Origin of the sequence: Suicoccus acidiformans (assembly GCF_003546865.1) — a bacterium.
GTDB classification, from domain to species: Bacteria; Bacillota; Bacilli; order Lactobacillales; family Aerococcaceae; genus Suicoccus; species Suicoccus acidiformans.
The window spans coordinates 1,268,958-1,293,583 of record NZ_CP023434.1 but is presented as its reverse complement, the minus strand read 5'-3'; the positions used below and the strand labels follow the sequence as shown (position 1 = coordinate 1,293,583).

21 protein-coding genes and 1 pseudogene are annotated in these 24,626 nt (G+C 46.3%); 21 read left to right on the top strand and 1 reads right to left on the bottom strand.

Features of this window, described 5'->3' with window-relative positions; translation table 11 throughout:
* Window positions 1–62: 62 nt before the first annotated feature.
* The 21 genes and pseudogenes from CL176_RS06130 (at window position 63) to pip (ending at window position 24,014) form a co-directional block, all read left to right on the top strand.
* Window positions 63–1,844 carry a V-type ATP synthase subunit A gene (locus CL176_RS06130; protein ID WP_162890854.1) on the top strand — a complete coding sequence of 594 codons (1,782 nt, stop codon included), beginning with the start codon at window positions 63–65 and terminating at the stop codon, window positions 1,842–1,844.
* Window positions 1,845–3,227 carry a V-type ATP synthase subunit B gene (locus tag CL176_RS06125; protein WP_118990503.1) on the top strand — a complete coding sequence of 461 codons (1,383 nt, stop codon included), beginning with the start codon at window positions 1,845–1,847 and terminating at the stop codon, window positions 3,225–3,227.
* Between the two features lie 4 nt (window positions 3,228–3,231).
* Window positions 3,232–3,858 carry a V-type ATP synthase subunit D gene (locus tag CL176_RS06120; RefSeq protein ID WP_118990502.1) on the top strand — a complete coding sequence of 209 codons (627 nt, stop codon included), beginning with the start codon at window positions 3,232–3,234 and terminating at the stop codon, window positions 3,856–3,858.
* A 938-nt stretch (window positions 3,859–4,796) separates the two neighbouring features.
* A complete protein-coding gene (gmk, locus tag CL176_RS06115) occupies window positions 4,797–5,432 on the top strand; it encodes a guanylate kinase (RefSeq protein WP_118990501.1) in 636 nt (211 codons plus the stop codon).
* A gap of 2 nt (window positions 5,433–5,434) precedes the next feature.
* Complete coding sequence (rpoZ, locus tag CL176_RS06110; protein ID WP_118990500.1) at window positions 5,435–5,632, top strand: DNA-directed RNA polymerase subunit omega; 198 nt, start codon at window positions 5,435–5,437, stop codon at window positions 5,630–5,632.
* Window positions 5,633–5,719: 87 nt separating this feature from the next.
* A complete protein-coding gene (gene priA, locus CL176_RS06105; RefSeq protein WP_118990499.1) occupies window positions 5,720–8,152 on the top strand; it encodes a primosomal protein N' in 2,433 nt (810 codons plus the stop codon).
* A gap of 9 nt (window positions 8,153–8,161) precedes the next feature.
* Complete coding sequence (gene fmt, locus CL176_RS06100; RefSeq protein ID WP_118990498.1) at window positions 8,162–9,145, top strand: methionyl-tRNA formyltransferase; 984 nt, start codon at window positions 8,162–8,164, stop codon at window positions 9,143–9,145.
* Window positions 9,135–10,523 carry a 16S rRNA (cytosine(967)-C(5))-methyltransferase RsmB gene (gene rsmB / locus CL176_RS06095; protein ID WP_118990497.1) on the top strand — a complete coding sequence of 463 codons (1,389 nt, stop codon included), beginning with the start codon at window positions 9,135–9,137 and terminating at the stop codon, window positions 10,521–10,523. Before fmt ends, rsmB begins: the two co-directional genes overlap by 11 nt.
* A gap of 9 nt (window positions 10,524–10,532) precedes the next feature.
* Window positions 10,533–11,288: a Stp1/IreP family PP2C-type Ser/Thr phosphatase gene (locus tag CL176_RS06090; protein WP_118990496.1), complete on the top strand. Its 756-nt coding sequence runs from the start codon at window positions 10,533–10,535 to the stop codon at window positions 11,286–11,288.
* A gap of 2 nt (window positions 11,289–11,290) precedes the next feature.
* Complete coding sequence (pknB, locus tag CL176_RS06085) at window positions 11,291–13,288, top strand: Stk1 family PASTA domain-containing Ser/Thr kinase (RefSeq protein WP_118990495.1); 1,998 nt, start codon at window positions 11,291–11,293, stop codon at window positions 13,286–13,288.
* A 15-nt stretch (window positions 13,289–13,303) separates the two neighbouring features.
* Window positions 13,304–14,218: a ribosome small subunit-dependent GTPase A gene (gene rsgA, locus CL176_RS06080; protein WP_118990494.1), complete on the top strand. Its 915-nt coding sequence runs from the start codon at window positions 13,304–13,306 to the stop codon at window positions 14,216–14,218.
* A 17-nt stretch (window positions 14,219–14,235) separates the two neighbouring features.
* Window positions 14,236–14,880, top strand: coding sequence for a ribulose-phosphate 3-epimerase (gene rpe / locus CL176_RS06075; protein WP_118990493.1), 645 nt, complete (start codon window positions 14,236–14,238; stop codon window positions 14,878–14,880).
* Between the two features lie 8 nt (window positions 14,881–14,888).
* Complete coding sequence (locus CL176_RS06070; RefSeq protein WP_118990492.1) at window positions 14,889–15,572, top strand: thiamine diphosphokinase; 684 nt, start codon at window positions 14,889–14,891, stop codon at window positions 15,570–15,572.
* Window positions 15,573–16,019: 447 nt separating this feature from the next.
* On the top strand, window positions 16,020–16,289 hold the full coding sequence (locus CL176_RS06065; protein WP_118990491.1) for a hypothetical protein: 270 nt from the start codon (window positions 16,020–16,022) through the stop codon (window positions 16,287–16,289).
* Between the two features lie 6 nt (window positions 16,290–16,295).
* Entirely contained in the window at window positions 16,296–17,000 is a 705-nt protein-coding gene (locus CL176_RS06060; RefSeq protein ID WP_118990490.1) for an amidohydrolase family protein, read from the top strand.
* Window positions 17,001–17,099: 99 nt separating this feature from the next.
* Window positions 17,100–17,621 (top strand): annotated as a pseudogene (locus tag CL176_RS12685) (amidohydrolase family protein); the annotation flags it as partial.
* A 179-nt stretch (window positions 17,622–17,800) separates the two neighbouring features.
* The gene (locus tag CL176_RS06045) at window positions 17,801–19,474 is read left to right on the top strand and encodes a formate--tetrahydrofolate ligase (RefSeq protein WP_118990488.1); all 1,674 of its coding nucleotides are present in this window, start codon (window positions 17,801–17,803) and stop codon (window positions 19,472–19,474) included.
* Window positions 19,475–19,603: 129 nt separating this feature from the next.
* Window positions 19,604–20,284 (top strand): uracil-DNA glycosylase, encoded by a 681-nt coding sequence (locus tag CL176_RS06040; protein ID WP_118990487.1) that lies wholly within the window; start codon window positions 19,604–19,606, stop codon window positions 20,282–20,284.
* A gap of 16 nt (window positions 20,285–20,300) precedes the next feature.
* Entirely contained in the window at window positions 20,301–22,205 is a 1,905-nt protein-coding gene (gene abc-f / locus CL176_RS06035; RefSeq protein WP_118990486.1) for a ribosomal protection-like ABC-F family protein, read from the top strand.
* Window positions 22,206–22,235: 30 nt separating this feature from the next.
* Window positions 22,236–23,060 carry a pyrroline-5-carboxylate reductase gene (gene proC, locus CL176_RS06030; RefSeq protein WP_162890853.1) on the top strand — a complete coding sequence of 275 codons (825 nt, stop codon included), beginning with the start codon at window positions 22,236–22,238 and terminating at the stop codon, window positions 23,058–23,060.
* 15 nt (window positions 23,061–23,075) lie between these two features.
* Window positions 23,076–24,014, top strand: a complete 939-nt coding sequence (gene pip, locus CL176_RS06025; RefSeq protein ID WP_118990484.1) for a prolyl aminopeptidase — start codon at window positions 23,076–23,078, stop codon at window positions 24,012–24,014.
* On the opposite strand, the gene CL176_RS06020 is transcribed toward pip, so the two are convergent.
* The gene (locus tag CL176_RS06020) at window positions 23,986–24,624 is read right to left on the bottom strand and encodes a phosphatase PAP2 family protein (protein ID WP_162890852.1); all 639 of its coding nucleotides are present in this window, start codon (window positions 24,622–24,624) and stop codon (window positions 23,986–23,988) included. The genes pip and CL176_RS06020 overlap by 29 nt on opposite strands.
* Window positions 24,625–24,626 lie beyond the last annotated feature (2 nt).

The following is a 24,626-nucleotide window of genomic DNA, read 5'->3' as shown; positions in this document are numbered from 1 at the left end:
ACAGCCTTAGATACACAAGACATAAAAGTTTCAAACTTCACTTATTACAAGGAGGGAATGCGTTGAAGCAAGGAATGATTACGAAAGTCTCCGGACCACTCGTAGAAGCTTCCGGCATGGAAGATGCGAATATTCGCGATGTCTGCCGGGTCGGTGAGATTGGTCTAATCGGAGAAATTATTCAAATGAATGGAGATGTTGCCTCCATTCAAGTATACGAAGAAACCGGAGGGATTGGCCCGGGCGAACCTGTTAAATCAACCGGGGAGCCTTTATCGGTTGAATTAGGGCCAGGTCTGATGTCCCAAATGTTTGACGGCATCCAAAGACCCCTCGCAACATTTATGGAGAAGACAGCATCTGATTATTTAGAACGGGGCGTGCAAGTTCCCGTTCTAGATAGTGAGAAAATGTGGACTTTCCAAGCCCGCAAAGCCGTTGGTGATTATGTCAAAGCCGGTGATATTGTGGGAGTGGTCGATGAGACAAAGACAGTAGAACACCGGATCATGGTGCCCTATGGCTATGAAGGAACCTTGACTCAGATTACAACTGGTGACTTTACCGTTCATGATGTAGTCTATGAAATGGAACTCGCCAACGGTGAAACCTTTCAAGGGACTATGGTACAGAAGTGGCCTGTTCGTGATGGCCGTCCCTATCGGAAGAAAGTCGCCCCCAATGAACCTTTAATTACGGGACAACGGGTCATTGATACCTTCTTCCCTGTCAGTCAAGGAGGGGCAGCGGCCATTCCAGGACCTTTCGGGGCCGGCAAAACCGTTATCCAGCACCAAGTCGCCAAGTATTCCAATGTGGATATTGTCGTCTATGTTGGCTGTGGTGAGCGGGGAAATGAGATGACAGAAGTATTGGATGAATTCCCTAAATTGATTGACCCGAATACGGGAGAATCTTTAATGGAGCGGACAATTCTCATCGCCAATACGTCCAATATGCCAGTAGCAGCCCGGGAAGCTTCCATTTACACAGGAATTACCATTGCTGAATACTACCGAGATATGGGCTATTCCGTGGCCATCATGGCGGATTCGACTTCACGCTGGGCCGAAGCCTTACGGGAAATGTCTGGCCGCTTGGAAGAGATGCCGGGAGATGAAGGGTATCCGGCTTATCTGGGCAGTCGTTTAGCAGAATATTACGAGCGTTCGGGTAAAGTCCAGACCCTTGGTCAAGATGAAGACCGCTACGGCTCTGTGACGGCCATCAGTGCCGTATCACCGCCAGGCGGGGATACGTCCGAGCCGGTTACCCAGAACACCCTACGGGTCGTGAAAGTCTTCTGGGGTTTAGATGCCAGTCTTTCAAGACGGCGTCACTTCCCAGCAATTAACTGGTTAGAATCGTATTCCTTATACGAGAGTGAACTAAATCGCTATATTGATCAGAAATACGAAGTGGAATGGTCCAAACATGTCAATGCAGCGATGTCCATTCTACAAACCGAAAGTGAATTGGAAGAGATTGTGCGCCTTGTCGGGATTGAGTCATTATCCGACCGCGACCGCATTACAATGAATACCGCGCGCATGCTCCGTGAGGATTACTTACAGCAGAATGCCTATGACGATGTCGACACCTACACCTCGTTCAAAAAGCAGACCGCCATGCTAACAAATATTCTCTACTTCCATGAAAAGGCCAACGAAGCCTTAGATTATGGAGCCTATTTAGATGATATTATGGAAGGAACGGTCCAACTGCGTGACCGAATAGCCCGTAGTAAATTTATCGAAGAAGAGCGTCTAGGTGAAATCGAAGCCCTCAAACGGGAAATTGACTTAACCATTCGCCAAATTTTACAAAGTGGAGGTGGGCGATAAATGGTACAAATTCGAGAATACCGCACAGCCAATCAAGTCGAAGGTCCTTTGATGATGGTGGAAGGCGTAGAAGGCGCTAAGTATAACGAACTCGTGCAAGTAGAATTACAAACGGGTGAAGTCCGCCAAGGTCAAGTACTGGAAATTAGTGGTGACATCGCCACCGTCCAATTATTCGAAGGTTCTGGCGGGATTAATTTAAAGAATACCAAAGTTCGCTTTACCGGTCGGCCGCAACATATTGGTGTGTCAGAAGATATGGTTGGCCGTGTCTTCAGCGGTATGGGTGAGGTGATTGACGGTGGGCCAGCTATTTTGCCAGAGAAGGAATTACCGATTGAAGGGGAAGCCATCAATCCGGTTGCGCGGAAGTATCCGGATGAATTTATTCAAACGGGAATCTCAACCATTGACCACTTGAACACCTTAGTGCGGGGACAAAAATTACCGATCTTCTCCGCTTCAGGCTTGCCCCATAAGGAATTGGCCGCTCAAATTGCCCGCCAGGCAACGGTGCCTAATTCTGATGACAACTTTGCGGTAGTCTTCGCTGCCATGGGGGTAACCTTTGAAGAAGCAGACTACTTCCAGAATGAGCTCCGCAACTCGGGTGCCTTAGACCGCTCGGTTCTATTTATCAATTTAGCCGATGATCCGTCGATTGAACGCTTGGCCACACCGAAGATTGCCTTGACGACCGCTGAATATCTAGCCTTTGAGAAGGGCATGCACGTCTTGGTCATTATGACGGACATTACAAACTACTGTGAAGCCTTGCGGGAAGTTTCCGCTGCCCGCCGGGAAGTACCCGGTCGACGGGGTTACCCAGGTTACCTTTATACGGACTTAGCTTATATTTATGAACGCGCTGGCCGTATTGAAGGCAAGAACGGTTCGGTGACCCAGTTGCCTATCCTGACCATGCCTGAAGAAGATATTACCCACCCAATTCCTGACTTAACCGGTTATATTACCGAAGGGCAAATCATCTTATCGCGTGACTTGTACAATAATAGCTACGAGCCGCCAATTGATGTCTTACCGTCCTTATCTCGTTTGAAAGACGATGGCATTGGTGAAGGAAAAACACGTAAAGACCACGAACCGACCATGAACCAAGTCTTTGCAGCTTACGCCCAAGGGAAAGAAGCTAAGGAATTGTCTGCAGTCCTAGGGGAAGCTGCCTTATCGGCAATTGATAAGCAGTACTTGGAATTCGCAGAACGTTTCGAAGAAGAATATGTCAACCAAAGCTTCCAAACGAATCGAACCATTGATGAGACAATCGATTTAGCTTGGGACCTACTCGACATTCTGCCACGCACCGAATTGAAGCGGATTAAAGACGAGATGATTGACGAATTCTTGCCGAACAAGGAGTGATCCCATGGCAAAATTAAATGTCAAACCAACCCGGGGTGAACTGAGCCGTTTACGTGACCGGCTGAGCCTTGCTTCCCGGGGCCACAAGCTCCTAAAAGACAAGCAAGACGAACTGATGCGCCAGTTTATTGATCTCATTCGCTATAACAATGAACTGCGCCAACGCGTCGAAAAGCAGCTCGTTGAAGTCATGCAGGACTTCGTCTTAGCCAAGTCTTTGGAAAGCAATCAACAAGTGGAGGAGCTTTTTGCAATTCCATCGAAATCGATTAACTTACGGATTGAACAAGACAACATCATGAGCGTACGCGTTCCAAAGATGTTTACCGACATCGAAGACCGCAACGACAAAAGTGACGTCGAATACAGCTACGTTGCTTCCAATAGCGGCATGGATGATGCGCTGAACGCCATTCAAGGCTCAGTGGACGATCTGCTGGAACTGGCCGAAGTGGAGAAAACGTGTCAGCTAATGGCAGATGAAATTGAAAAAACGCGTCGCCGGGTCAATGCACTGGAATACCGCACCATCCCTGAATTGGAAGAGACGATTTACTTCATCGAGATGAAGCTGGAAGAAGCCGAACGTTCATCCATAACCCGTATGATGAAAGTGAAAGATATGGACTAACGGACTTTACGCTTTTTCTGGGTTTATATAAAAGATTGCGTATATTTAATAAACGCCCCTCAAGCTCCTAGTAAATTTGCCAGGTAGCTTGAGGGGTGTTTGCTTTAGAGTGGGCGAACTGCTTTGGGTGTGCTGAAATTTGTTGCTGGATTCCGCGGGAGCGTGTTTCCACGGAAGGATTTTCACGTAGAATTCCGTCGGAAGCGGTCTCCACGAAATTTTGCCACAATATTATTCCGTGGGATTGCTTTCCCACGGAATTTTAGCGCCAAATCGTTTGAACAGAACCGATAAGTTGAGTTTTCTGTCGTATTTAAGTGGCTAACATCACGGATACAAATACGGTTTCGTCATGGCCCCAATCGTGACTTCCTTATAAAGTAATTATAGGAAGCCAAAAGCGAACCTTCGCTTTTGGCAATCTGAATACGCTGTGAACTGTGCGGACGAATTGAGGCGAATGTCCTATTAAACTAACGTCGTTTCTATTTGGATTCCGTGGGAGCGTGTTCCCACGGAAGGATTTTCACGTAGAATTCCGTCGGAAGCGCTCCCCATGAAATTTTGCCACAATTTTATTCCGTGGGATTGCTTTCCCACGGAATTTTTTAACGAATTTATTCCGTCGGACTTGTTTCTCACGGAATGTGAGCGAGATTACAAACATAGTGCAGCTGGAAGCGTGCGCTTAGCGAAGGGAGGCACTAGCTTCAGCTCTTCACACGTCGGAAGCGGCGCAGTCCTTTTTTGCCAGCTTCAGATATACTAAAGTTAGATTGCATAAATTGCGCCTTTAATTTTGAATAAGTAGATATATGCTGCCCACATTAAATAATTAGAAACTTTCTAATGATAGCTTGGTTCCAGTATTTAGGAAAGTGTGTTATGATAGTTAGCAAAGTAAGGCTTCTAGCAAATATGATTTATGGAGGTTGGCAATGTCAGATACAAAAGGGTTATTAATTGTCTTATCCGGACCATCGGGTGTGGGTAAGGGGACTGTACGCGAAGCAATTTTTAAGGAGAATCCTTATCATTATGTATATTCGATTTCCGCTACAACGCGTCAAATGCGTGAAGGGGAAGTGGACGGAGTAGATTATTACTTTGTCAGTCGGGAAGAATTTGAAGGCTATATTGCCGATAATACCTTGCTTGAGTATGCAGAATATGTCAATAATTACTATGGCACCCCTTTAGCAATGATTCAAAAAACCTTAGATTCTGGCAAGGATGTTTTCCTAGAAATTGAAGTCCAAGGCGCGATGAAAGTTCGCGAGAAGATGCCAGAGGGTGTCTTTATCTTCTTGGCGCCACCGAGTTTATCTGAGCTAGAGAAGCGGATTACCAACCGCGGGACTGATTCGGAAAGTGTTATCATTGAGCGTATGCAGAAAGCCCGCGAAGAGATTGATATGATGCAACATTATGATTATGTCGTCATCAATGAAGACGTCAACCGAGCGGTCGATCAGGTTAATATGATTATTCAAACGGAACATTTGAAAGTTGACCGGGTTGTTGATAAAATAAAAGGACAAATTCACCAATATTTTCAAGAGGAGATTGATTAAATATGTTACTTTATCCATCCATTGATAAATTAAACGAGAAAGAGCCATCGACTTATAGCTTAATTTTGTTGGCAAGTAAGCGTGCTCATGAAATCCAAGCCTATAAAGATTTTAAATTAGATGCTTATAAATCTGTTAAACCTGTTGGCCAGGCTTTGGAAGAAGTCGTTGCTGAGAAATTATATATTCAAGAAGACTAACCATGGATACTATGTTCCAAGCCAGCTGGGGAACATAGTATTTTTTGTGAATTGCTAGTAATTTATCACGATAAAAGGAGGGTTTGAATGTTTGCGGAAGTGATTGTAGATATCCCAGCAGCTCAGGTTAATCGGCCCTTTACGTATGAAGTGCCCGAAAACTATCAATTTTCGATTGACATTGGCATGCGGGTTGAAGTTCCTTTTGGCTCGCGGCAATTAATGGGCATTGTGGTGAAATTTCTACCAAAGATTGATCCCGCCTTAGCTGGGAAAATCCGGCCTATTACGCGTTTGTTGGATTATCAGTCTTTCCTCAATGAGGAGTTAATTGAGCTGAGCTATGATATGACCGAGGAGCTGCAGACCTTCCATATAACCGTTCTCTCAGCCATGCTGCCGAGTATGTTGAAGGTGAAGTATGAGACGGTGTTTAAGTTACTTGACTCAGCCGCCTACCAAAGCCAACTAGCTGATTGGCGATTAAGTAGCGAAATTTTCGAGACCATCCCGCGGGAAAGCCTTGAAGCTAAATTGTCAGCCGGGCAAATTAAGCAATTGTTAGATGCCGGAATTATTGAAGTAGAGTACCGAGTCCTTAATCAAGCTCGCAAAAAATATATCGAAACCATTCAACTCGCCCAGCCGGTTGACGTCCTTGAGGAGGCGCTCGCAGGCCTTGATGGCCGTAGCCACAAGCAAAGGGACCTCTTGTCCTATTTACTTGAGCATGCGGCAGAACTACCCTTGGCCAGTAAGCAAGTGCTAGAAGCAACGGCGGTCAGTCGCAGTACGTTGAAGACAATGGCTGAAAAGGGCTGGTTAGAACTCGCCCAGCAAGAAGTTTACCGCGATCCGCTCGCCGAGCAAACTCTGCATAAAACCCAAGCCCGTCCCTTAACGGAGGAACAAGCTGCCGCTTACCAGGCGATTTTGCCGGCTATTGAAAACCATGAGCCGAAGACCTTCCTCATTGAAGGGGTCACAGGCAGTGGCAAGACGGAGATTTACTTGCAATTAATGGAAAGGGTGCGACAATTAGGACAAACCGCGATTCTACTAGTGCCTGAGATTGCCTTAACCCCGCAGATGGTGGGCCGGGTGACGGGACGCTTCGAAAAAGGGGTGGCAGTCTTACATTCGGGCTTATCGGTTGCGGAGAAATATGATGAGTGGCGCCGCATTATTAACGGAGATGCATCCATTGTCGTGGGGGCACGGTCCTCAATTTTTGCCCCGTTGGCGAATATTGGCTTGATTATTATTGATGAGGAACATGAGACGACCTATAAGCAATCGGATAATCCCCGCTACCATGCATTAGATGTTGCGAAATGGCGGGCTAAATACCATCAAGCGCCTTTGGTGCTAGCAAGTGCCACGCCTTCTATTGAATCGCGTGCGCGCGGGGAAGTGGGGAATTATGAATTGCTTCGCTTGACGCAACGAGTGAATCAACGGCCTTTGCCGCCTATTGAAATCGTGGATATGACCCAGGTGGCGGTTCAAGAAACTTTGAATGAGTTCTCGCCTAGACTGCAAGCGGCGATTCAAGAGCGCTTAGCTAAGCAAGAACAAGTGGTCTTAATGTTAAATCGACGCGGTTATGCTAGCAGTATTCTCTGCCGGGAATGTGGCCATGTGATGCAATGTCCCCGCTGTGATATTTCCTTAACCTATCATAAGGCAGAGCATCAGTTGAAGTGCCACTATTGTGACTATCATCAAGGCGTCCCAAGCACTTGTCCCAATTGCCAGAGTCATTATTTACGTACCCAAGGGATGGGGACCCAGCGGATTGCCGAGACCTTGCAGGAACTCTTCCCTGAGGCAAGCGTGGTGCGGATGGACAATGATACTACCCGACGTAAAGGTCAGCACCGGAAGTTATTGGATACATTTGGCCGAGGGGAAGCGGATATTCTTCTAGGAACGCAGATGATTGCGAAAGGCTTGGACTTTGAGAAGGTGACTTTGGTTGGGGTAATTAATGCGGATACTTCCTTAAGTATTCCCGATTTTCGCGCTGGCGAGAAGACTTTCCAGCTCTTAACCCAAGTCAGTGGCCGGGCAGGCCGGGGCGAATTTCCAGGGGAAGTTATTATTCAAACCTATAACCCGGATCACTACGTCATGCAGCTAGTTAAAGACCATAACTATGAAGGCTTCTTCTACAGTGAAATGCAAAGGCGTCATCTCACCAATTACCCGCCTTATTACTACACGAGTTTGATTACGGTCAAAAGCAAGCACCAGGGCAAGGCCATGCGCCGGATTTATGATATTAAAACTCAGCTGGCCCGACCCGAATGGCTAGCCAATGACCAACTGCATATTCTTGGCCCCAGCCAAGGAGCGATTGCCCGGATTAACGACCATTATTATTACCAATTACTACTGAAATACAAGCAAAAAGACGCCATTCATGCCGGCGTTCAAGAAGTTTTTGCCAAGATTCAAGAGGATGCCAAGCAAGGTGTCTATATTAGTATCGATCACAATCCCTTACAATTTATTTAGGAGGCGCGTATGGAAAAAATTATCTTTATGGGAACCCCCCAATTTGCTGCTACAATTCTTTCAGGACTTCTGTCAAGCCCTTACGAAGTGCTAGCGGTAGTCACCCAGCCTGACCGTCCCGTAGGACGCAAAAGAGTGCTCACGCCTTCACCCGTGAAGGAATTAGCCTTGGAGCATGATTTACCTGTCTATCAACCTGAGAAAATTAGCGGTTCCAAGGAAGTAGACGAACTCATTGCCCTAGGAGCAGACCTAATTGTGACCGCAGCTTATGGCCAGTTCATCCCCAGCCGACTTATTGAAGCACCGGGATATTCAGCGATTAATGTCCATGCCTCGCTCTTGCCGAAATACCGCGGGGGGGCTCCGATTCAATATGCGGTTTGGAATGGAGACAAGGAAACAGGCATCTCACTCATTTATATGACCAAGCAAATGGATGCTGGAAATATTCTCGCTCAAGCAGCGACTCCCATTCTGCCAAGTGATGATTCAGGCACGCTTTTCGAGCGTTTAGCTGATATTGGCCGGGATTTGCTGCTGGAAACCTTACCGCAATTATTTGCCGGCGAAGTTAATGCTTGGGCGCAAGCAGAATCTGACGTTGTCTTCTCGCCCACACTCACCCGGGCCCAAGAACAAATCGATTGGTCACAAACTGCTACCGAAATTGCCAATCATGTGCGCGCCTTTCGTCCCGCTCCAGGCACTTACACACGGATAGATGACAAGCGCTTGAAAGTCTGGGCCGGCGAAGCAGTCACAGGCGAACAGGCTATGGACCAGTCAGGCGAGGTGGGGGAAGTCTTAGCCCTCACTGATACTGCCCTAATTGTTCAAGCAGGTGCAGGCAGTCAATTTGCGATTACGGATTGGCAAGAAAGTGGCAAGAAACGTATGACTGTTGCCCAAGCGCGCAATGGCCTGAAAGAAGCCGATTGGCTTGGCCAAGTTTTTGAATTGCCAATGCAAGGAGATACGCATGAAGCTTAAAGAACGGGCCAAGCAAGCCTTACAGGGCAAGGTGCGTTGGCATGCTTTGCAAATGATTTATGCCGTGGAGTATAAGCAAGCTTACGCTAATGTCCTCGTCGATGAATTTCTCGCCCAATCGCCTCTCAATGAGGCTGATAACCGCTTATTAGTGCAGCTCCTTTATGGCGTCTTACAAAGGCGTTATACCTTAGATTTTTACTTGCAGCCCTTTATCGCGGGACGTAAGGTGGAGCCATGGGTAGAATCCCTTCTTCGGATGAGCATCTTCCAAAAAGTTTACCTCGACCGAATTCCCGACCATGCGATTGTTGCGGAAGCCGTGGACATTGCGAAATTAAATGGCCACCGCGCTTTGGGAAATTTCGTCAATGGGGTTTTACGGAATTTCTTCCGGACACCCTTGCGCTCTTTAGCCGATTTAACGGATACGACTGAGCGTTTGAGTATTCAGTACAGCATTCAACCTTGGATTGTTGACGCGCTCTTGGCGCAATTTAGCCAAGCAGAAGTCGAAAGGCTCTTGGAAAGTCTGCTGCAGACACCTTTTGTCTCAGCGAGGGTCAAGGGGACGCCGGCGGACCGCGAGCAGGTCATGCAGGATTTAAAGGCAGAGGGCTACCAAGTCTCTGCCAGTGAGCTTTCGCCAGTAGGTATTCGGGTACTTTCGGGCAATATTGTGGAATCAGCCGCCTTTAGCCAAGGCCAACTGACCATTCAAGATGAATCCAGCCAATTGGTAGCCCCTTTGGGCCAGCTTCATGGCAATGAACGGGTTCTGGATGCCTGCAGTGCCCCTGGTGGGAAGGCGACCCATATTGCCAGTCTATTACCCGGAGGCGAATTGACTGCTTTAGATATTTCCGAGCGCAAATTACAGAAGGTGCACGACAACTTGGCACGTATGGATTTATTAGACCATGTTCAATTATTTGCCAGCGATGCGAGTAAATTTACACCAAGTAAGGATGGAAGTTCACAAGCCTTCTATGATAGAATATATTTAGATGCACCTTGTTCTGGCTTGGGGCTCATGCGCCGCAAACCGGATATTAAATACACGAAAACACCAGCGGATGTGACCGCTTTAGCTAAAGTGCAAGATCGACTCTTAGACCATATGGTCACGCTTTTAAAACCGGGTGGGTATTTAGTGTACAGTACGTGCACCTTGACCCGAGAAGAGAATGAGGCGCGGGTTGCCTATGTCCTTGAGCAGTATCCGAAGATGGAGAAAGTTGAAATCCAAGCAGATGAAGTGCTAAAACCTGAAGTGTTGACCGAAGCAGGCGATATTCGCGTCTGGCCGCAACAATTCGGGACGGACGGCTTTTACATTGCGCGTTTGCGCAAGAAGCCACTGGAAGTAAATAACTGAGGTGAACACATGCAGATATCAATTCATACGAACGTTGGCAAGCAGCGCTCGTCCAACCAAGATTATGCCGATTATTTTATGAATGACTTTGACCAGCCACTTTTCGTCCTCTGTGACGGGGTAGGGGGTCATCAGGCCGGTGATGTGGCCAGTCAATTAACGACGGAATATTTAGGGAATATTTTCCAAGAATTAGAGGACGCTTTAACAGCGGACTCGGTCAGTGTATGGTTGCATAATGCTATTCATAGCGTCAACCAATATATTTACGATACGTCCATCAAACGTTCTGATTTAGAAGGCATGGGCACGACCCTGGTCATGGGAACGATTGTTGAAGATGTCTTATACATTGCCCATGTTGGCGATAGTCGGGCTTATGTCTATTCGAACGGACGTTTAGCCCAAATGACCGAAGATCATTCCTTGGTCAATGAACTAATTAAATCCGGCGAGATTACCGAGGCCGAAGGTGAAGTCCATCCAAGACGGAATGTTGTGACCCAATCGATTGGTGTAACAGAATCGGTTGGCTATGAATTAACGCAAGTGTCAATTTATGAGATTGATATTGTTATGTTCTGTTCTGATGGCTTGACGAATATGGTTAGCAAGGAGACACTGGAAGCGTTCTTTGCGGCCAACGAATCATCTGACGACTTAAGCCAAGATTTAGTGAACGCGGCCAATGAAGCAGGCGGCTTAGATAATATTACGGTAATTATTGCGTCTCACTTCCAGGATACGCTTGGGGAGGGGGCGTAAAGATGGTTGAAGTTGGAGAGAAATTATCCGGTCGCTATGTCATCAATCAGCCAATCGGTCAAGGTGGGATGGCGAATGTTTACCTGGCACATGACTTAATTCTTAACCGTGATGTCGCTGTCAAAGTCTTACGCTACGACTTCCAGAATGACCAAGATGCCATCCGTCGCTTTCAACGGGAAGCTATGTCAGCCAGCCAACTCCTACATCACAATATTGTTGAAGTTTATGACGTTGATGAAGAACAAAATGAGCAGTATATTGTCATGGAATACGTTAATGGCGATGATCTGAAGACCTTTATTCGCGAGAATGCACCGATTTCACTGGAATTAGCCGTGAACATTATGAGTCAAATATTATCCGCCATCGATGTCGCCCATCGCCACGGTATTATTCACCGGGACATTAAACCCCAGAACATTCTCATGACAGAGAATAACCAAGTCAAGATAACCGACTTCGGGATTGCGATTGCCCTCACCGATACATCCATCACCCAAACGAATACCTTATTAGGCTCGGTGCATTACTTATCACCAGAGCAGGCCCGCGGGGCCAATGCGACCACTAAATCAGATATTTATGCCTTAGGGGTCGTCTTATATGAATTGATTACAGGATCCGTGCCTTTTGACGGGGAATCCGCTGTATCGGTAGCCTTGAAGCATTTCCAAGAAGCTTTCCCGCGGATTCGCACGCAATTAGATTATGTGCCGCAAAGCTTAGAGAACGTTGTCTTAAAGGCCACCGCCAAAGATCCCAATGATCGCTATGACAATGTGCAACAGATGCTCAATGATTTAAGCACGAGTTTAAGTGCCAATCGCATGAACGAGCAGGCTTTTGAACCGAGTGATATGGATCAAACGATTGCCCTGACGCCCTTGCATCCTGAAGACACTGAAGCAGTCAAAGATACGACTCGAGAACAGCCTTTACAGGCACCGGAACCTTTAGATGAAGAAGCCTACCAAACCTTTGATGTGGTGGAAGACATTAACCGCCCCCAAAAATCAAGACGGTGGATTCGTATAGGCATTCTTATGGTTGTCGGTCTCTTAATCGGCCTGCTTGGTTTTTATACTTATAATACCTTTGGCAGACAGGTGACCGTTCCCGATGTGAGTGGTATGACGCGGGAGGAAGCAGAGCAAACCTTAAGTAGCGAAGATATTGCGATTGCCAATATTATTTACCAATGGCATGAAAGCATTCCAACGGGCAATGTCGTCGATACAGCCCCTGAGCAAGGTAGCCGGATTGAGCGAAATTCTACGGTTGATTTGCTCGTCAGCAATGGGCCAGAACAGGTTGAAATTGGCAATTACATAGGCCAAGACTATGAATCTATTCGCAGATTGCTGACTGATGCTGGTTTTATTGTGGAAAGGCGTGGCCTAGCAACCAATTCGCCAGAACAAGTAGGTGTGATTTTAGACCAGAGTATTGCCCCAGGGACAGCGGTGGTACCAGGGAAGACGTCAATTACCTTAACGGTTGGAAGTTCAGCCGATACGATTACTATGCAAGATTTTTATAATTTAGACAGTCGGGTAGCCCGTAATTTCGCCGAGGAATACGGTCTATATGTAGAAGAATCCTATGAATATAGTGAATTCATCCCCGAAAACCAAATTGTTGGCCAAAGACCGGCCAGCGGTACACCGCTTGAGCAGGGGGAGACGATTGAAATCATCATCTCCTTGGGACCGGAAACACCGCAAATTCGCACCAGTGAAGTGGATGTCTTCCTCGAGTATGTTCCCACTTATGCGGACAATGATACCGACCAAGAGAATCCTCAACCGAATACCATCCAAATCTTCATTGGGGATAAGAACCGCGACATCAATCAAGTCGCCGAAGAGTTTGAAATTACCGAATCGACAACCCGTACCTTAACACTCAACATCCCTGAAAACGGCAGCGGTCAATACCGGGTCTTAAGGGACGGGGAAGTCATTGCCGAAAGTAATGAAGTAGGCGCCTATGAATAGGAAAGGAGCAACTTTTTGAAAAGACAAGACGGTTTGATTTACAAATCTCTCAGTGGTTTTTACTATGTGTGGAGCCAAGGTCAGTCCTATACTACGAAGCCCAAGGGTCTCTTTCGCCATAAGAACGAAAAGCCCCTAGTCGGCGATTGGGTGACGATTGAAATCGATGCGTCGAACCCAGAATCTGAGGAACGGCTAATAGATATTGCCGCCCGACGCAATCAACTGCTCCGCCCACCGGTAGCAAATGTTGACGTTGCCCTGGTGGTCATTTCACTAGTTGAGCCAGATTTTGCTTATAATTTATTGGATGGTTACTTGGTCAGCGTAGAATCTTATGGCATCCATCCGGTGATTATTTGCTCCAAAGTTGACTTAATGATTGAACAAAAAGGGCAAGCTGCTACGACCGCCTTGTTAGATGAAATTGAAGCTACCTATGCGCCGGCAGATTATACCGTCTTAAAAACCGATTCCCTTGAAGCGATTGATGCCTACTTAAATGAGACACCGAAAGATACCGTTCATGTAGTGATGGGCCAATCCGGTGCAGGTAAATCTACCTTATTGAATCGCCTCATTCCTGATTTGGCAATTGAAACGAAAGACATTAGCCAGTCACTAAATCGAGGACGCCATACCACTCGGGATGTAACTTTGTATCCATCCCACGGTAGCTGGCTAGCGGATACACCTGGCTTTAGTGCCATTGAATTTCCGGACATCGAAGCAGAGGACTTAGCTCACTGCTTCCCTGAAATATCCCGGGCCAGTGCCAGCTGTAAATTCCGCTCCTGCCGCCATAAGCAAGAACCTGGCTGCCAGGTGAAAGCTGCTGTAGAAGCAGGTGACATTGCTGCCAGCCGTTACAATAATTACTTAGCCATTCTCGAACGCATTGAAAACCGCAAACCGAATTACCGATCTTAAGAAAGGAGACTCATTCCATGGTCAAGATTGCCCCTTCGATTTTAAGTGCAGATTTTAAACGTTTAGAAGCAGATGTTTCTGATATGATTCAAGCAGGTGCGGATTACCTGCATATTGATATTATGGACGGAACCTTTGTACCTAACATTTCTTTTGGACCGATGGTTATTGAAGCATTACGTCCGACAACCGATTTGACGTTCGATGTGCATATGATGGTGCAAGACCCTGAGCGATACGTTGATGAAGTCGCGAAGGCAGGTGCTGATATTATCTCAGTGCAAGTTGAAGCAACCAAGCATATCCACCGGGTCATCCAACAAATTCATGCCAATGACGTGAAAGCGGGGGTTGTCATCAATCCAGGCACACCGGTCTCAGCCTTGGAAGCAGTCTTAGCAGATGTTGAATTAGTCCTTGTCATGACCGTTAACCCTGGATTTGGCGGGCAAAGCTTTATTGAATCAACTTTGGAGAAGATTCGCCAACTCCGTCAACTCCGTGAAGAACATGGTTACCAGTATGAAATTCAAGTAGACGGTGGTATTAACGACAAGACCGCTGACCGCGTTAAAGAAGCAGGCGCTGACGTGCTTGTGTCAGGTTCATATCTCTTTGCTAGTGCTGACCGCGCCCAAGCCATCGCTGAGATGAAAGCTTAGGTAAGCTTATGTTAACAAGTAATGCCCCAATCATATTGGTCGCAGGAGCAGACTCGCCGGCTTTTTCTGTTTTGCCCGAATTTGTTACGAATTTAGAGGAAGCCGTCTTCATTGGTGTTGACGCCGGTAGTCTGGCTATTATTGATGCAGGCTACCCCCTCCAGCTAGCTATCGGGGACTTTGATTCTGTCAACGGTGACACCATGCAAGCCATCGATCACGCCGCCACAGAAGTCATCCGCTACCAACCAGAAAAAGATGATACCGATATGGAACTCGCCCTGGCAATTGCCCAAGAACGCTATCCAGATGCTCCGCAGTTCATCTTACTGGGGGCCATGGGCCGGCAAATAGGTCGCCTTGACCATCTCCTTGCGAATGTGTGGCTGGCCTATCAACCCCGTTACCGGGAGATATTGGAACGATTACATTTTGTGGAAAAAGATCAGCACTTTCATTTCCTCCAAGCAGGTGACCATGTCATCACTCGAGATGCGGCGGCACGTTACTTGTCTTTGATTTCCCTTAGCCCGGTTAAAGATTGGACCATTCAAGGTGCGAAATATGAGCTCGATGGAATAAATATGCCTTATCCAAGAGCCTTTATTAGCAATGAATTTCTTGACGATAAGCCGGAAGTAAAGCTGTCCTTCTCACAAGGGCTCATACTGGTCATGTATGTTTATGAATAATTATTATAAAGCACCTCAGGGTGCTTTTTTCTTTAGAAAGAATCTAAATAATATAAAAATGTTAATGCAATTTATTCCGAAATAGTTTTACTTTAATCTTTATTTATGCTACCCTAAAAACAGAAAGATAATTATTATTTATAGCTTTTAGCTATATTAAAATATAATACCAACCGAACTATTAAGGGTTTTCTTATAAAATATTTATGGATTGAGAAAATGCGACACAACTATGGGAGGATTTTATAGAAATATTGTTCAAATATAACTCCAAGGAGGAGGGCGGTAGTCTATAAAGAAAAGAAGGCAGCGACTGGGTTGCCTTCTTTTCTGCGTAATGGCCCGTGATTGGGATTCGTTTCGCCGCCATATTCTTTGTAAATATAATGTAAATCCGCTAAAATTGCCTTATAGAGTACAATATTCTCATAGGAAAGATTTGACGTGATGGAAACCTTGTATTTTGATGGGCCGATTTTAACCATGCTCGATGGACGTAAGCGAGTAGAAGCCCTGCTGGTACGCGATGGTATAATTGTCGGAAAGGGTTGGCGCGAGGAGATGTTGCGCTTATCTGATGAGACACCGGAAATGGTGGATTTAAAAGGCAGTACCTTATTACCAGCTTTTATTGATGCCCATAGTCATTTGAGTTTCTTAGCTTATACGCAAGCTATGGTCGATTTAACTGACAGCAAGGACTTTCAAGAAATTTAAGCACGTATTGAAGATCACCGAAAGGTCAACGATCTTCACCCTAATCATGCGATTATCGGCTTTGGCTACGACCATATTTATTTAGCAGAAGGAGAGCATCCCAGTAAAGCCGTCCTTGATGAAGTAGCCAATGAAGCCCCCGTCTTCTTATTCCATCAATCGTTCCATATGGGTGTTGCCAACAGCCAAGCCCTGGCTCTAGCCGATATTACAGAGGCTTCTTCAAATCCCGAAAACGGTAAAAATGGCCGGCTCCCGGACTCTAAAGAGCCTAGTGGCTACCTTGAAGAAGATGCTGCCGACTTAGTGCTCATGCCACTTTTGGCTGATTCATCGATTGAATTAGCGGATTTAATTGAAGCAGCCCAATATGTCTACTTATCGCATGGTATCACAACGGTGCAAGAAGGGGCTGCAACGCAAGCAGGCATGGAAGAGCTAATTGCACTCACCCAGTCAGACCAATTCAAAGTAGATGTTGTCGCTTATCCCTTAGTGACCGAAGAGCCACGGCAAATACTTCAAACCTATCCAGAATACACGGGACAGTGTCAACAATGCCTGAAAATTGCGGGCTATAAGATATTACTCGACGGTTCCCCCAAGGCAAAACGGCCTGGCTTAGCCAATCGTACGCAGATGAAGATAACTATCGCGGTTATCCCGCTTATACCGATGGAGCAGTCCAAGAATATATCACGATGGCCTTGAAAGAAGGCCAACAGCTTCTAGCCCATGCCAATGATGATGCTGCTTCAAAACAGTTATTATATCTAATACGAACTCACTTTAGAAGCTAGTGAAAGAGCTACAACTAAAGATTTACGGCCGGTTATGATTTACTGCCAAACCGTTCACGATGATCAATTAGATCGGATGTTTGCCTTAGATATGATTCCATCGATGTTTATCGATCATGTCTACTATTGGGGAGATACCCATGTAAAAAATCTTGGGGCAGAACGTGGCAAGCGTATTAGTCCGGCTAAATCAGCCTTCAACCGGGATCTAAAAGTTAACTTTCACCAAGATTCACCCATTGTTCCGCCTAATATGCTTCAAACCCATTGGACGGCAGCAAACCGTAAGCCCCGAATCGAACAAACAATTGGAGCGGATCAACGGATTGATATATAAGATGCTTTAAAGGCTGTCACAATCAATGTAACCTATGCCTATCACGAAGAGAAACGAAAAGGAACGCTCACGGTTGGCAAAGTAGATGACCTCGTTATCTTAGGCCGAAAACCATTAGATACGCCTCTTGAAGCAAGCAAAGACATTCAAGTCATCGAAATAACCAAAGAAGGCATCACCTTATATCGCGCATAAATCATGTCAGAACGAGCTTCAAAGCCTATCTTATCAGGGTAAATCCTTATCCTATGATTATCGAATTGACGAATCCGAATATTAAATTTTAAAACATGGCGAACTTGTTAATTCGTTTGACTTTACCTAGGCGAACGAGTTAACATTCAAGTATAAAATCCAATAAAGGAGAAGATTGCATGGAACATTTAACGGACATCGAAATTGCTCAAAAAGCAGAGTATCAAGCGATTGATGAAATCGCAGCGAAGGTTAATATTTCAACTGATGATTTGGAATACTACGGTACGAAGAAAGCAAAAGTAGACCACCGTTTATTAGGCCGCAGTGATCAAGCAGATGGAAAGCTTATTTTGGTTACGGCTATTTCACCAACACCAGCCGGTGAAGGTAAAACAACGACATCAGTGGGTTTAGCTGATGCATTAAGTCAAGAAGGGAAGTCGACAATGCTTGCTTTACGCGAGCCATCACTTGGCCCTGTTTTCGGGGTGAAGGGTGGCGCCGCTGGTGGTGGTTATGCCCAAGTCGTACCTATGGAAGATATTAACCTGCATTTTACAGGAGATTTCCATGCAATTGGTGCTGCCAATAACTTACTTGCAGCCATGATTGATAACCATATCCACCATGGCAATGAACTTGGCATCGACAGCCGTAATATTACCTGGAAACGGGCTGTTGATATGAATGACCGCCAATTACGTAATATTGTGGACGGTCTCCAAGGACGTGCCAACGGGGTGCCTCGTGAAGATGGCTTTGAAATTACCGTAGCTTCTGAAATTATGGCCATTCTTTGCTTAGCCGAAGACTTAATTGACTTGAAAGAGCGCTTGGGTCGCATCATTATTGGCTATAACTTTGCTGGAGAACCTGTGACAGCCAAAGACTTAAAAGCTGAAGGGGCGATGACAGCTTTATTAAAAGACGCGATTAATCCGAATTTAGTCCAAACGTTGGAGAACACCCCAACTTTTGTTCACGGGGGACCTTTTGCCAATATTGCCCATGGCTGTAATACCTTGATTGCGACGAAGCTGGCCTTAAAACAAGCTGATTACGTTGTAACCGAAGCTGGTTTCGGTGCCGACTTAGGGGCTGAAAAATTCATTGATATTAAGAGCCGGATTGGAGGCATTCAACCGGATGCGGTTGTCATTGTAGCAACCATTCGCGCCTTGAAGATGCATGGCGGTGTGGCTAAAGCCGACTTAGCTCAAGAGAACGTTGAAGCGATGCGCCAAGGCAGTGCCAACTTAGCCCATCATCTCCATACTATGCGTGAAGTCTTCGGTTTACCAGCGGTTGTTGCAATTAATCGCTTCCCAACCGATACCCAGGCAGAAGTAGATGCCTTAGCTGATTTATCTCAAGAGTTAAACGTTCCAATCGTTGAATCTAATGTATGGGCCGAAGGGGGCGCAGGTGGACGCGATTTAGCCAAAGAAGTCATTCGCCTAGCCGACGAACCGAGTGCCTTCCAATTCGCTTATGAATTAACGGATTCCATTGAAGAGAAACTCACCAAGATTAGCCAGAAAATCTACGGTGGACGCGGGGTTAAATTAACTGCCAAAGCACGTCGCCAAATGAAGACCCTCGAGCAATTCGGCTTCCAAGACTTACCGATTTGTATGGCGAAGACTCAGTACTCCTTATCCGATGATGCTAAAGCACTGGGCGCACCAAAAGACTTTGATATCACAATCCGTGATTTGAAAGTCTCAGCTGGCGCTGGCTTTATTGTTGCCTTAACGGGTAATATTATGACCATGCCAGGTTTACCAAAGAAACCGGCAGCTGAAGCGATTGATGTAGACCAAGCTGGCAATATTTCTGGTCTATTCTAAGCGAATAACATTTAACTATAAATGCTGGGACCTTGCTGGTCTCGGCTTTTTTGGTATTTGGATCATCTTCCTATCCAATCTATGGTAAAATACAGTCATTAGCTTAAATGAATCATAAGGAGTTTTTCGATGTTAGAATGGACTTTAACCGAATCTTGGCGTCAAGCTTTGGTACCGTATTTCCAAAGTGAGACCTGGGCACATTTGACGGCCTTTCTTGAAGAAGAGCATCGTTACCATACGATATATCCTCCGCAAGATAAGATATTTCAGGCCCTTAATTTAACAGACTTAACAGACATTAAAGTAATAATTCTAGGGCAAGACCCCTATCACGGACCGAACCAAGCCAATGGGCTTGCTTTTTCTGTGTCAGCCGACCAAGCCATTCCGCCATCTTTACGCAATATTTACCAGGAATTAGAAGCGGACTTGGGTATCCCGCCGGCGAGTCATGGAGACTTATCTGCTTGGGCCAGGCAAGGGGTACTCCTGCTTAATGCCGTCTTAACCGTGCGGGCCGGCCAAGCCAATTCCCATCAAAAGCAAGGCTGGGAAGTCTTGACCAATGAGGTAATCCGTCGCATCAATGAAAGGCAGGATCCCGTAATTTTTGTCTTATGGGGGAATGCTGCTCGCAAGAAAGCGCAGATGATTGATATGAACCGCCATAAGGTGATTGAATCAGCCCATCCCAGTCCGCTGTCAGCTTATCGCGGCTTCTTCGGTTCAAAACCATTCAGCCAAATTAATGCGCAACTCAGCCAATGGGGGAAGGAACCGATTGATTGGCACATTCCAAATGATTAACAAGGGAGGCATGTAAATGAAAGAATTAACGATTGAGAATTTACACAAAACATATGGTACGAAAACATTGCTCGATGGCATTGATTTGTCTATTCGCACGGGGGACCGGATTGGGCTAATTGGACCGAATGGGACCGGCAAAAGCTCGCTTTTGCGCGTCTTGGCTGGTTTGGATGATTACGATAAGGGGGACATTAGTCACCCCAAGCAATATGAAATCGGCTACCTCGACCAAAATCCGCAACTAGACCCTGACCAAAGGATTATGGAAACCGTCTATGATAGTCAAGCCCCGCAAGTGCAACTTGTCAAGCGGTATCAAGAAGCGGTGAGTCATTTGGAAGCAGATCCCTTAAATGAAAGCTATCAAGACGCCTTTAATCGCATGACTGAAGAGATGAATCGCCAAGATGGTTGGGACATGGAAGTTCAGGCTAAGACCATCTTATCCCAACTGCATTTGCGAGATTTGAACCGGAAAGTTGGTGAATGCTCCGGTGGAGAACAGAAACGCATTGGCTTAGCCCAAGTTCTGATGAGTCAGCCGGATTTGCTTATTCTGGATGAGCCGACCAACCACTTAGACGTTCAGTCTATTCAGTGGCTGGAGACTTACTTAGCCAATTACCAAGGGGCCTTGCTTTTGGTGACCCATGATCGCTATTTCCTCGACCGGGCAGTTAATCGAATTATTGAACTGCGTCACGGGCAACTGACTAGCTATGAAGGCAATTACGAAAGCTACTTAACTAAGCGTAGTGAATTGGCTGAAATTCAAGCGAAGATGCAGGACAAGCAAGATAAGCTTTACAAGCAAGAACTCGCCTGGATGCGCACGGGAGCGAAGGCACGGACGACCAAGCAACAAGCCCGTATTGATCGCTTTGAAGCCTTATCGGATGATATTGCGAGTCGCCACGGGTCAGACGATGCCTTGGATTTTGCCTTTGACCAACAGCGGATTGGCAAGCGGATTATGGACTTGGAGAATGTGACGGTTGCGATAGGTGACCAGCTTATTGTGGAGAATTTCACGAAATCCTTTACTAAAGGTGAGCGCCTGGGAATTATTGGAGCCAACGGGGTCGGAAAGTCGACATTCTTGAATGCTTTAGCAGGGGAGCGGCCGATTCAATCGGGAACCTATACCATTGGCCAGACGGTTCGCATGGCCTATTACCGTCAGTTGGATGAGGATTTACCGGGAGAAACCCGCCTCTTGGCTTACTTATCAGAAATTGCTGATGAATTCCGCCAAGAAGATGGTTCAAGTGTTAGTGCGGCCCAAATGTTGGAACGCTTTAACTTTCCACGGATTAGCCACGGCACCCAAATTAAATACCTCTCGGGTGGAGAAAGACGTCGCTTGTACCTGTTGAGACTGCTTATTCAGGAACCGAATGTGCTCTTTCTTGATGAGCCGACCAATGATTTAGATATTGATACCTTGACAGTCTTGGAAGATTACTTGGCGGATTTTGCCGGGGTTGTCATTATTGTCTCGCATGACCGTTATTTCCTGGACAAGACGGTGGACCAGCTTTTGGATATTCAAGGTAAGGGTCAGTTTACCCTGACTTACGGGAATTATTCAGATTACCTGGCTAGGGGTGGTGGCCAAACGGTTGCTAGCACATCTGAAGTAGCTGCAGAGAAGGAGCAGGAACCTCGTAAAGCCACTCCTGCACCTGCTAAAGATAGCCGCCAGCGCATGACCTATCAGGAGAAGAAGGAATGGGCTACTTTAGAAGCAGATATGGAAGCAACCGAAGCCCGTATTGCAGAATATGAAGGTCAAATGCTTGAGGCGAGTCATGATGCTGGCCGCTTAATGGAACTGCAGGAAGCTTTAGATGAAGCCAATAATGAGTTGTTGCATTACTATGAACGCTATGACTATTTAAGTGAATTAAAGCCTTAGTTGACGTAAGTTATTGAAGAAAGGATGCGAATGATGAACGGTGTAGGATTTATTGGTGTAGGTAATATGGCCTCAGCGATTGCTAAAGCAGTCCGGGCCAGCAAACCCGAACAGGCCTTGTATTTGTATAATCGGACGCCTGAGCGGATTTACGAACTCTCACAAGCCTTGAATGCTTTCCAAGTCGAGCGGGAGCGCTTAGATGTAGATTTGCTGGCTCGTTGTGAGTATATTTTTGTCGGAGTGAAGCCTTATGGGATGAAGTCTTTATTTGAAGAAGAGCTGGCCCCTTATTTAAGCGAAGATGAGCCGAAAGTGTGGATTAGTATGGCTGTGGGTTATCCGCTGAAAGATTTAAAAACCCTCACGCCGGCCAGTCATCGCTGGATTCGAATTATGCCGAATACACCGGTTGAATTTGGTGAAGGCTATGTAAGCTATTGCTATGACCCGGCCATCGAAGCAAGTAAGGTAGGCTATGTGGAAGCCTTGCTTCAAGAAGCCGGTCGTTTACAATATTATGATGAAAGCCAGTTTGATGCAGCAGGTGCGGTAGCAGGATCGGGCCCTGCCTTTATTTACCAAGTCATTGAAGCGCTGAGTGATGCTGCCGTCTCTCACGGCATACCACGTCAGGAAGCTTTGGAAATGGCAGCTCAAACAGTTGTCGGCGCAGGCCAAATGGTCCTAGCTTCAGGTGAAAATCCAGGTGCCCTCAAAGACAGGGTTACGAGCCCCGGTGGTACAACCATTGCCGGCGTTAAAGCCCTTGAAGCGAATGGTTTGCGTCATGCGATGATTTCCGCCGTAGACGCCACCTACCAGCGATCCGTGGACTTAAGTGACCAAGCTTAGAAAGTTGGGTTAAGCATGTATGTAAACACACCAATTCTCGATGCATTTTATTTAAGCGTAGGTTCTGGCCATGAATTATATGTGGAAACGGCTGGCAACCCCCAGGGCATTCCGGTGATTTTCTTACACGGGGGTCCCGGAGGGCACGTTAGTGAGGCCTCTCGCCGCTTTTTCGACCCGGAAGCTTACTTTATCATTCTCTTTGATCAGCGAGGAACCGGGCAAAGTAAGCCTTTTTTAAGCTTGGAAGCTAATACGATTTTCCATAGTGTAGCGGATATGGAATGCCTTCGTGAACACTTGGGAATTGAAGCTTGGTATGTCTTTGGGGGTAGCTATGGTTCTACCTTGGCCTTAACCTATGCGATTCATCATCCCGACCGGGTGAAGCATTTAATTTTGCGGGGGATTTTCTTAGGACGCCAGGAAGATATTGACTGGCTTTATCAAGCAGGGGCGAGCTATTTTGTTCCGGAGGCCTTTGACCGTTTCAAGAACTTTATTCCCGAACAAGAGCAAGGTCAACTGGTAGAAGCTTATTACCAACGCCTCACCCAAGGAAAGCCAGCAATGAGACAGCAAGCGAGTAAGCTTTGGGCCGATTGGGAGTCCAGTGTGATTAACTTAGTACCACAAATTCCTACCGGCCAAGAAAGGGTTAGCCCAAGTGACATGTCCTACGCCTTACTTGAAGCCCATTACTTCGTCCATGGGGTATTTGGCAGCCAGGACCAGTATATTCTCGAGCACAGTGACCGCCTGCAAGAAATCCCCATGGATATCGTTCATGGTCGCTACGACATTAATTGCCGACCGATTGGGGCCTATTTATTGAAGAGGGCTGTCCCTCAAGCCAAGCTTCATCTCATTGAAAAAGGCGCCCATAATCCTTATGAGCGCCCTATGATGGAGAAATTACTGGCCATTATGAATCATTTGAAACATGCCGATTAAGTATTTCTACTGATAAGCCTAGGCAAAAAGCGCCTAAAGCAAAGCCTGTCAGCACATCCGATAAATAGTGAACACCTAAGTAAATGCGCGAAAAGCCAATTAAGCCAATCAATAAGAGGAGGCCAATATTTGTCGGTGTCCGCCAGTTTTTGTTTCGATAGAGGTAGGCAAGAATCAGCATCAGCCCCCCAAAGGCCGTAACTGCTCCCAAAGAATGCCCGCTAGGGAAGGAATAGCTCCCTGCCTCAACCAATCGGACACTCAAAGCCGGGCGTTCCCGCTGAAATACATTCTTCAAAAGTGGATTAACCAAGAGATTGCTGACTAGCATCATCAGCGCATACCAAAAAGCAAGCGTCCTTTGATGGAAATAAAAGACGAGGGTAAGCACAATAATGGTGCTGAGGACGATAATTCCAAATGCGCCAGCTAAATCCGTCACTGTGGCGAAAAATGTATCCAAAACAGGCTGACGCCAAGTAAAGACCCATTGACTAAAAGCTTCGTCCGTGTGGTCAAGCCTGTGGCTGGTAAATAGGGCTAGCATTAGCATGATGGCTAAGAGAATCCCTGCACCAATAGTTAGATAACGAATTTGACGATACTTCATAA

Bases quoted from the DNA above. Each gene is read 5' to 3' on its own strand.
- CL176_RS06125 (WP_118990503.1), top strand. From the start codon at position 1,845: ATGGTACAAATTCGAGAATACCGCACAGCCAATCAAGTCGAAGGTCCT.
- CL176_RS06120 (WP_118990502.1), top strand. From the start codon at position 3,232: ATGGCAAAATTAAATGTCAAACCAACCCGGGGTGAACTGAGCCGTTTA.
- gmk (WP_118990501.1), top strand. From the start codon at position 4,797: ATGTCAGATACAAAAGGGTTATTAATTGTCTTATCCGGACCATCGGGT.
- rpoZ (WP_118990500.1), top strand. From the start codon at position 5,435: ATGTTACTTTATCCATCCATTGATAAATTAAACGAGAAAGAGCCATCG.
- priA (WP_118990499.1), top strand. From the start codon at position 5,720: ATGTTTGCGGAAGTGATTGTAGATATCCCAGCAGCTCAGGTTAATCGG.
- fmt (WP_118990498.1), top strand. From the start codon at position 8,162: ATGGAAAAAATTATCTTTATGGGAACCCCCCAATTTGCTGCTACAATT.
- rsmB (WP_118990497.1), top strand. From the start codon at position 9,135: ATGAAGCTTAAAGAACGGGCCAAGCAAGCCTTACAGGGCAAGGTGCGT.
- CL176_RS06090 (WP_118990496.1), top strand. From the start codon at position 10,533: ATGCAGATATCAATTCATACGAACGTTGGCAAGCAGCGCTCGTCCAAC.
- pknB (WP_118990495.1), top strand. From the start codon at position 11,291: ATGGTTGAAGTTGGAGAGAAATTATCCGGTCGCTATGTCATCAATCAG.
- rpe (WP_118990493.1), top strand. From the start codon at position 14,236: ATGGTCAAGATTGCCCCTTCGATTTTAAGTGCAGATTTTAAACGTTTA.
- CL176_RS06070 (WP_118990492.1), top strand. From the start codon at position 14,889: ATGTTAACAAGTAATGCCCCAATCATATTGGTCGCAGGAGCAGACTCG.
- CL176_RS06065 (WP_118990491.1), top strand. From the start codon at position 16,020: ATGGAAACCTTGTATTTTGATGGGCCGATTTTAACCATGCTCGATGGA.
- CL176_RS06045 (WP_118990488.1), top strand. From the start codon at position 17,801: ATGGAACATTTAACGGACATCGAAATTGCTCAAAAAGCAGAGTATCAA.
- CL176_RS06040 (WP_118990487.1), top strand. From the start codon at position 19,604: ATGTTAGAATGGACTTTAACCGAATCTTGGCGTCAAGCTTTGGTACCG.
- abc-f (WP_118990486.1), top strand. From the start codon at position 20,301: ATGAAAGAATTAACGATTGAGAATTTACACAAAACATATGGTACGAAA.
- proC (WP_162890853.1), top strand. From the start codon at position 22,236: ATGATGAACGGTGTAGGATTTATTGGTGTAGGTAATATGGCCTCAGCG.
- pip (WP_118990484.1), top strand. From the start codon at position 23,076: ATGTATGTAAACACACCAATTCTCGATGCATTTTATTTAAGCGTAGGT.
- CL176_RS06020 (WP_162890852.1), bottom strand. From the start codon at position 24,624: ATGAAGTATCGTCAAATTCGTTATCTAACTATTGGTGCAGGGATTCTC.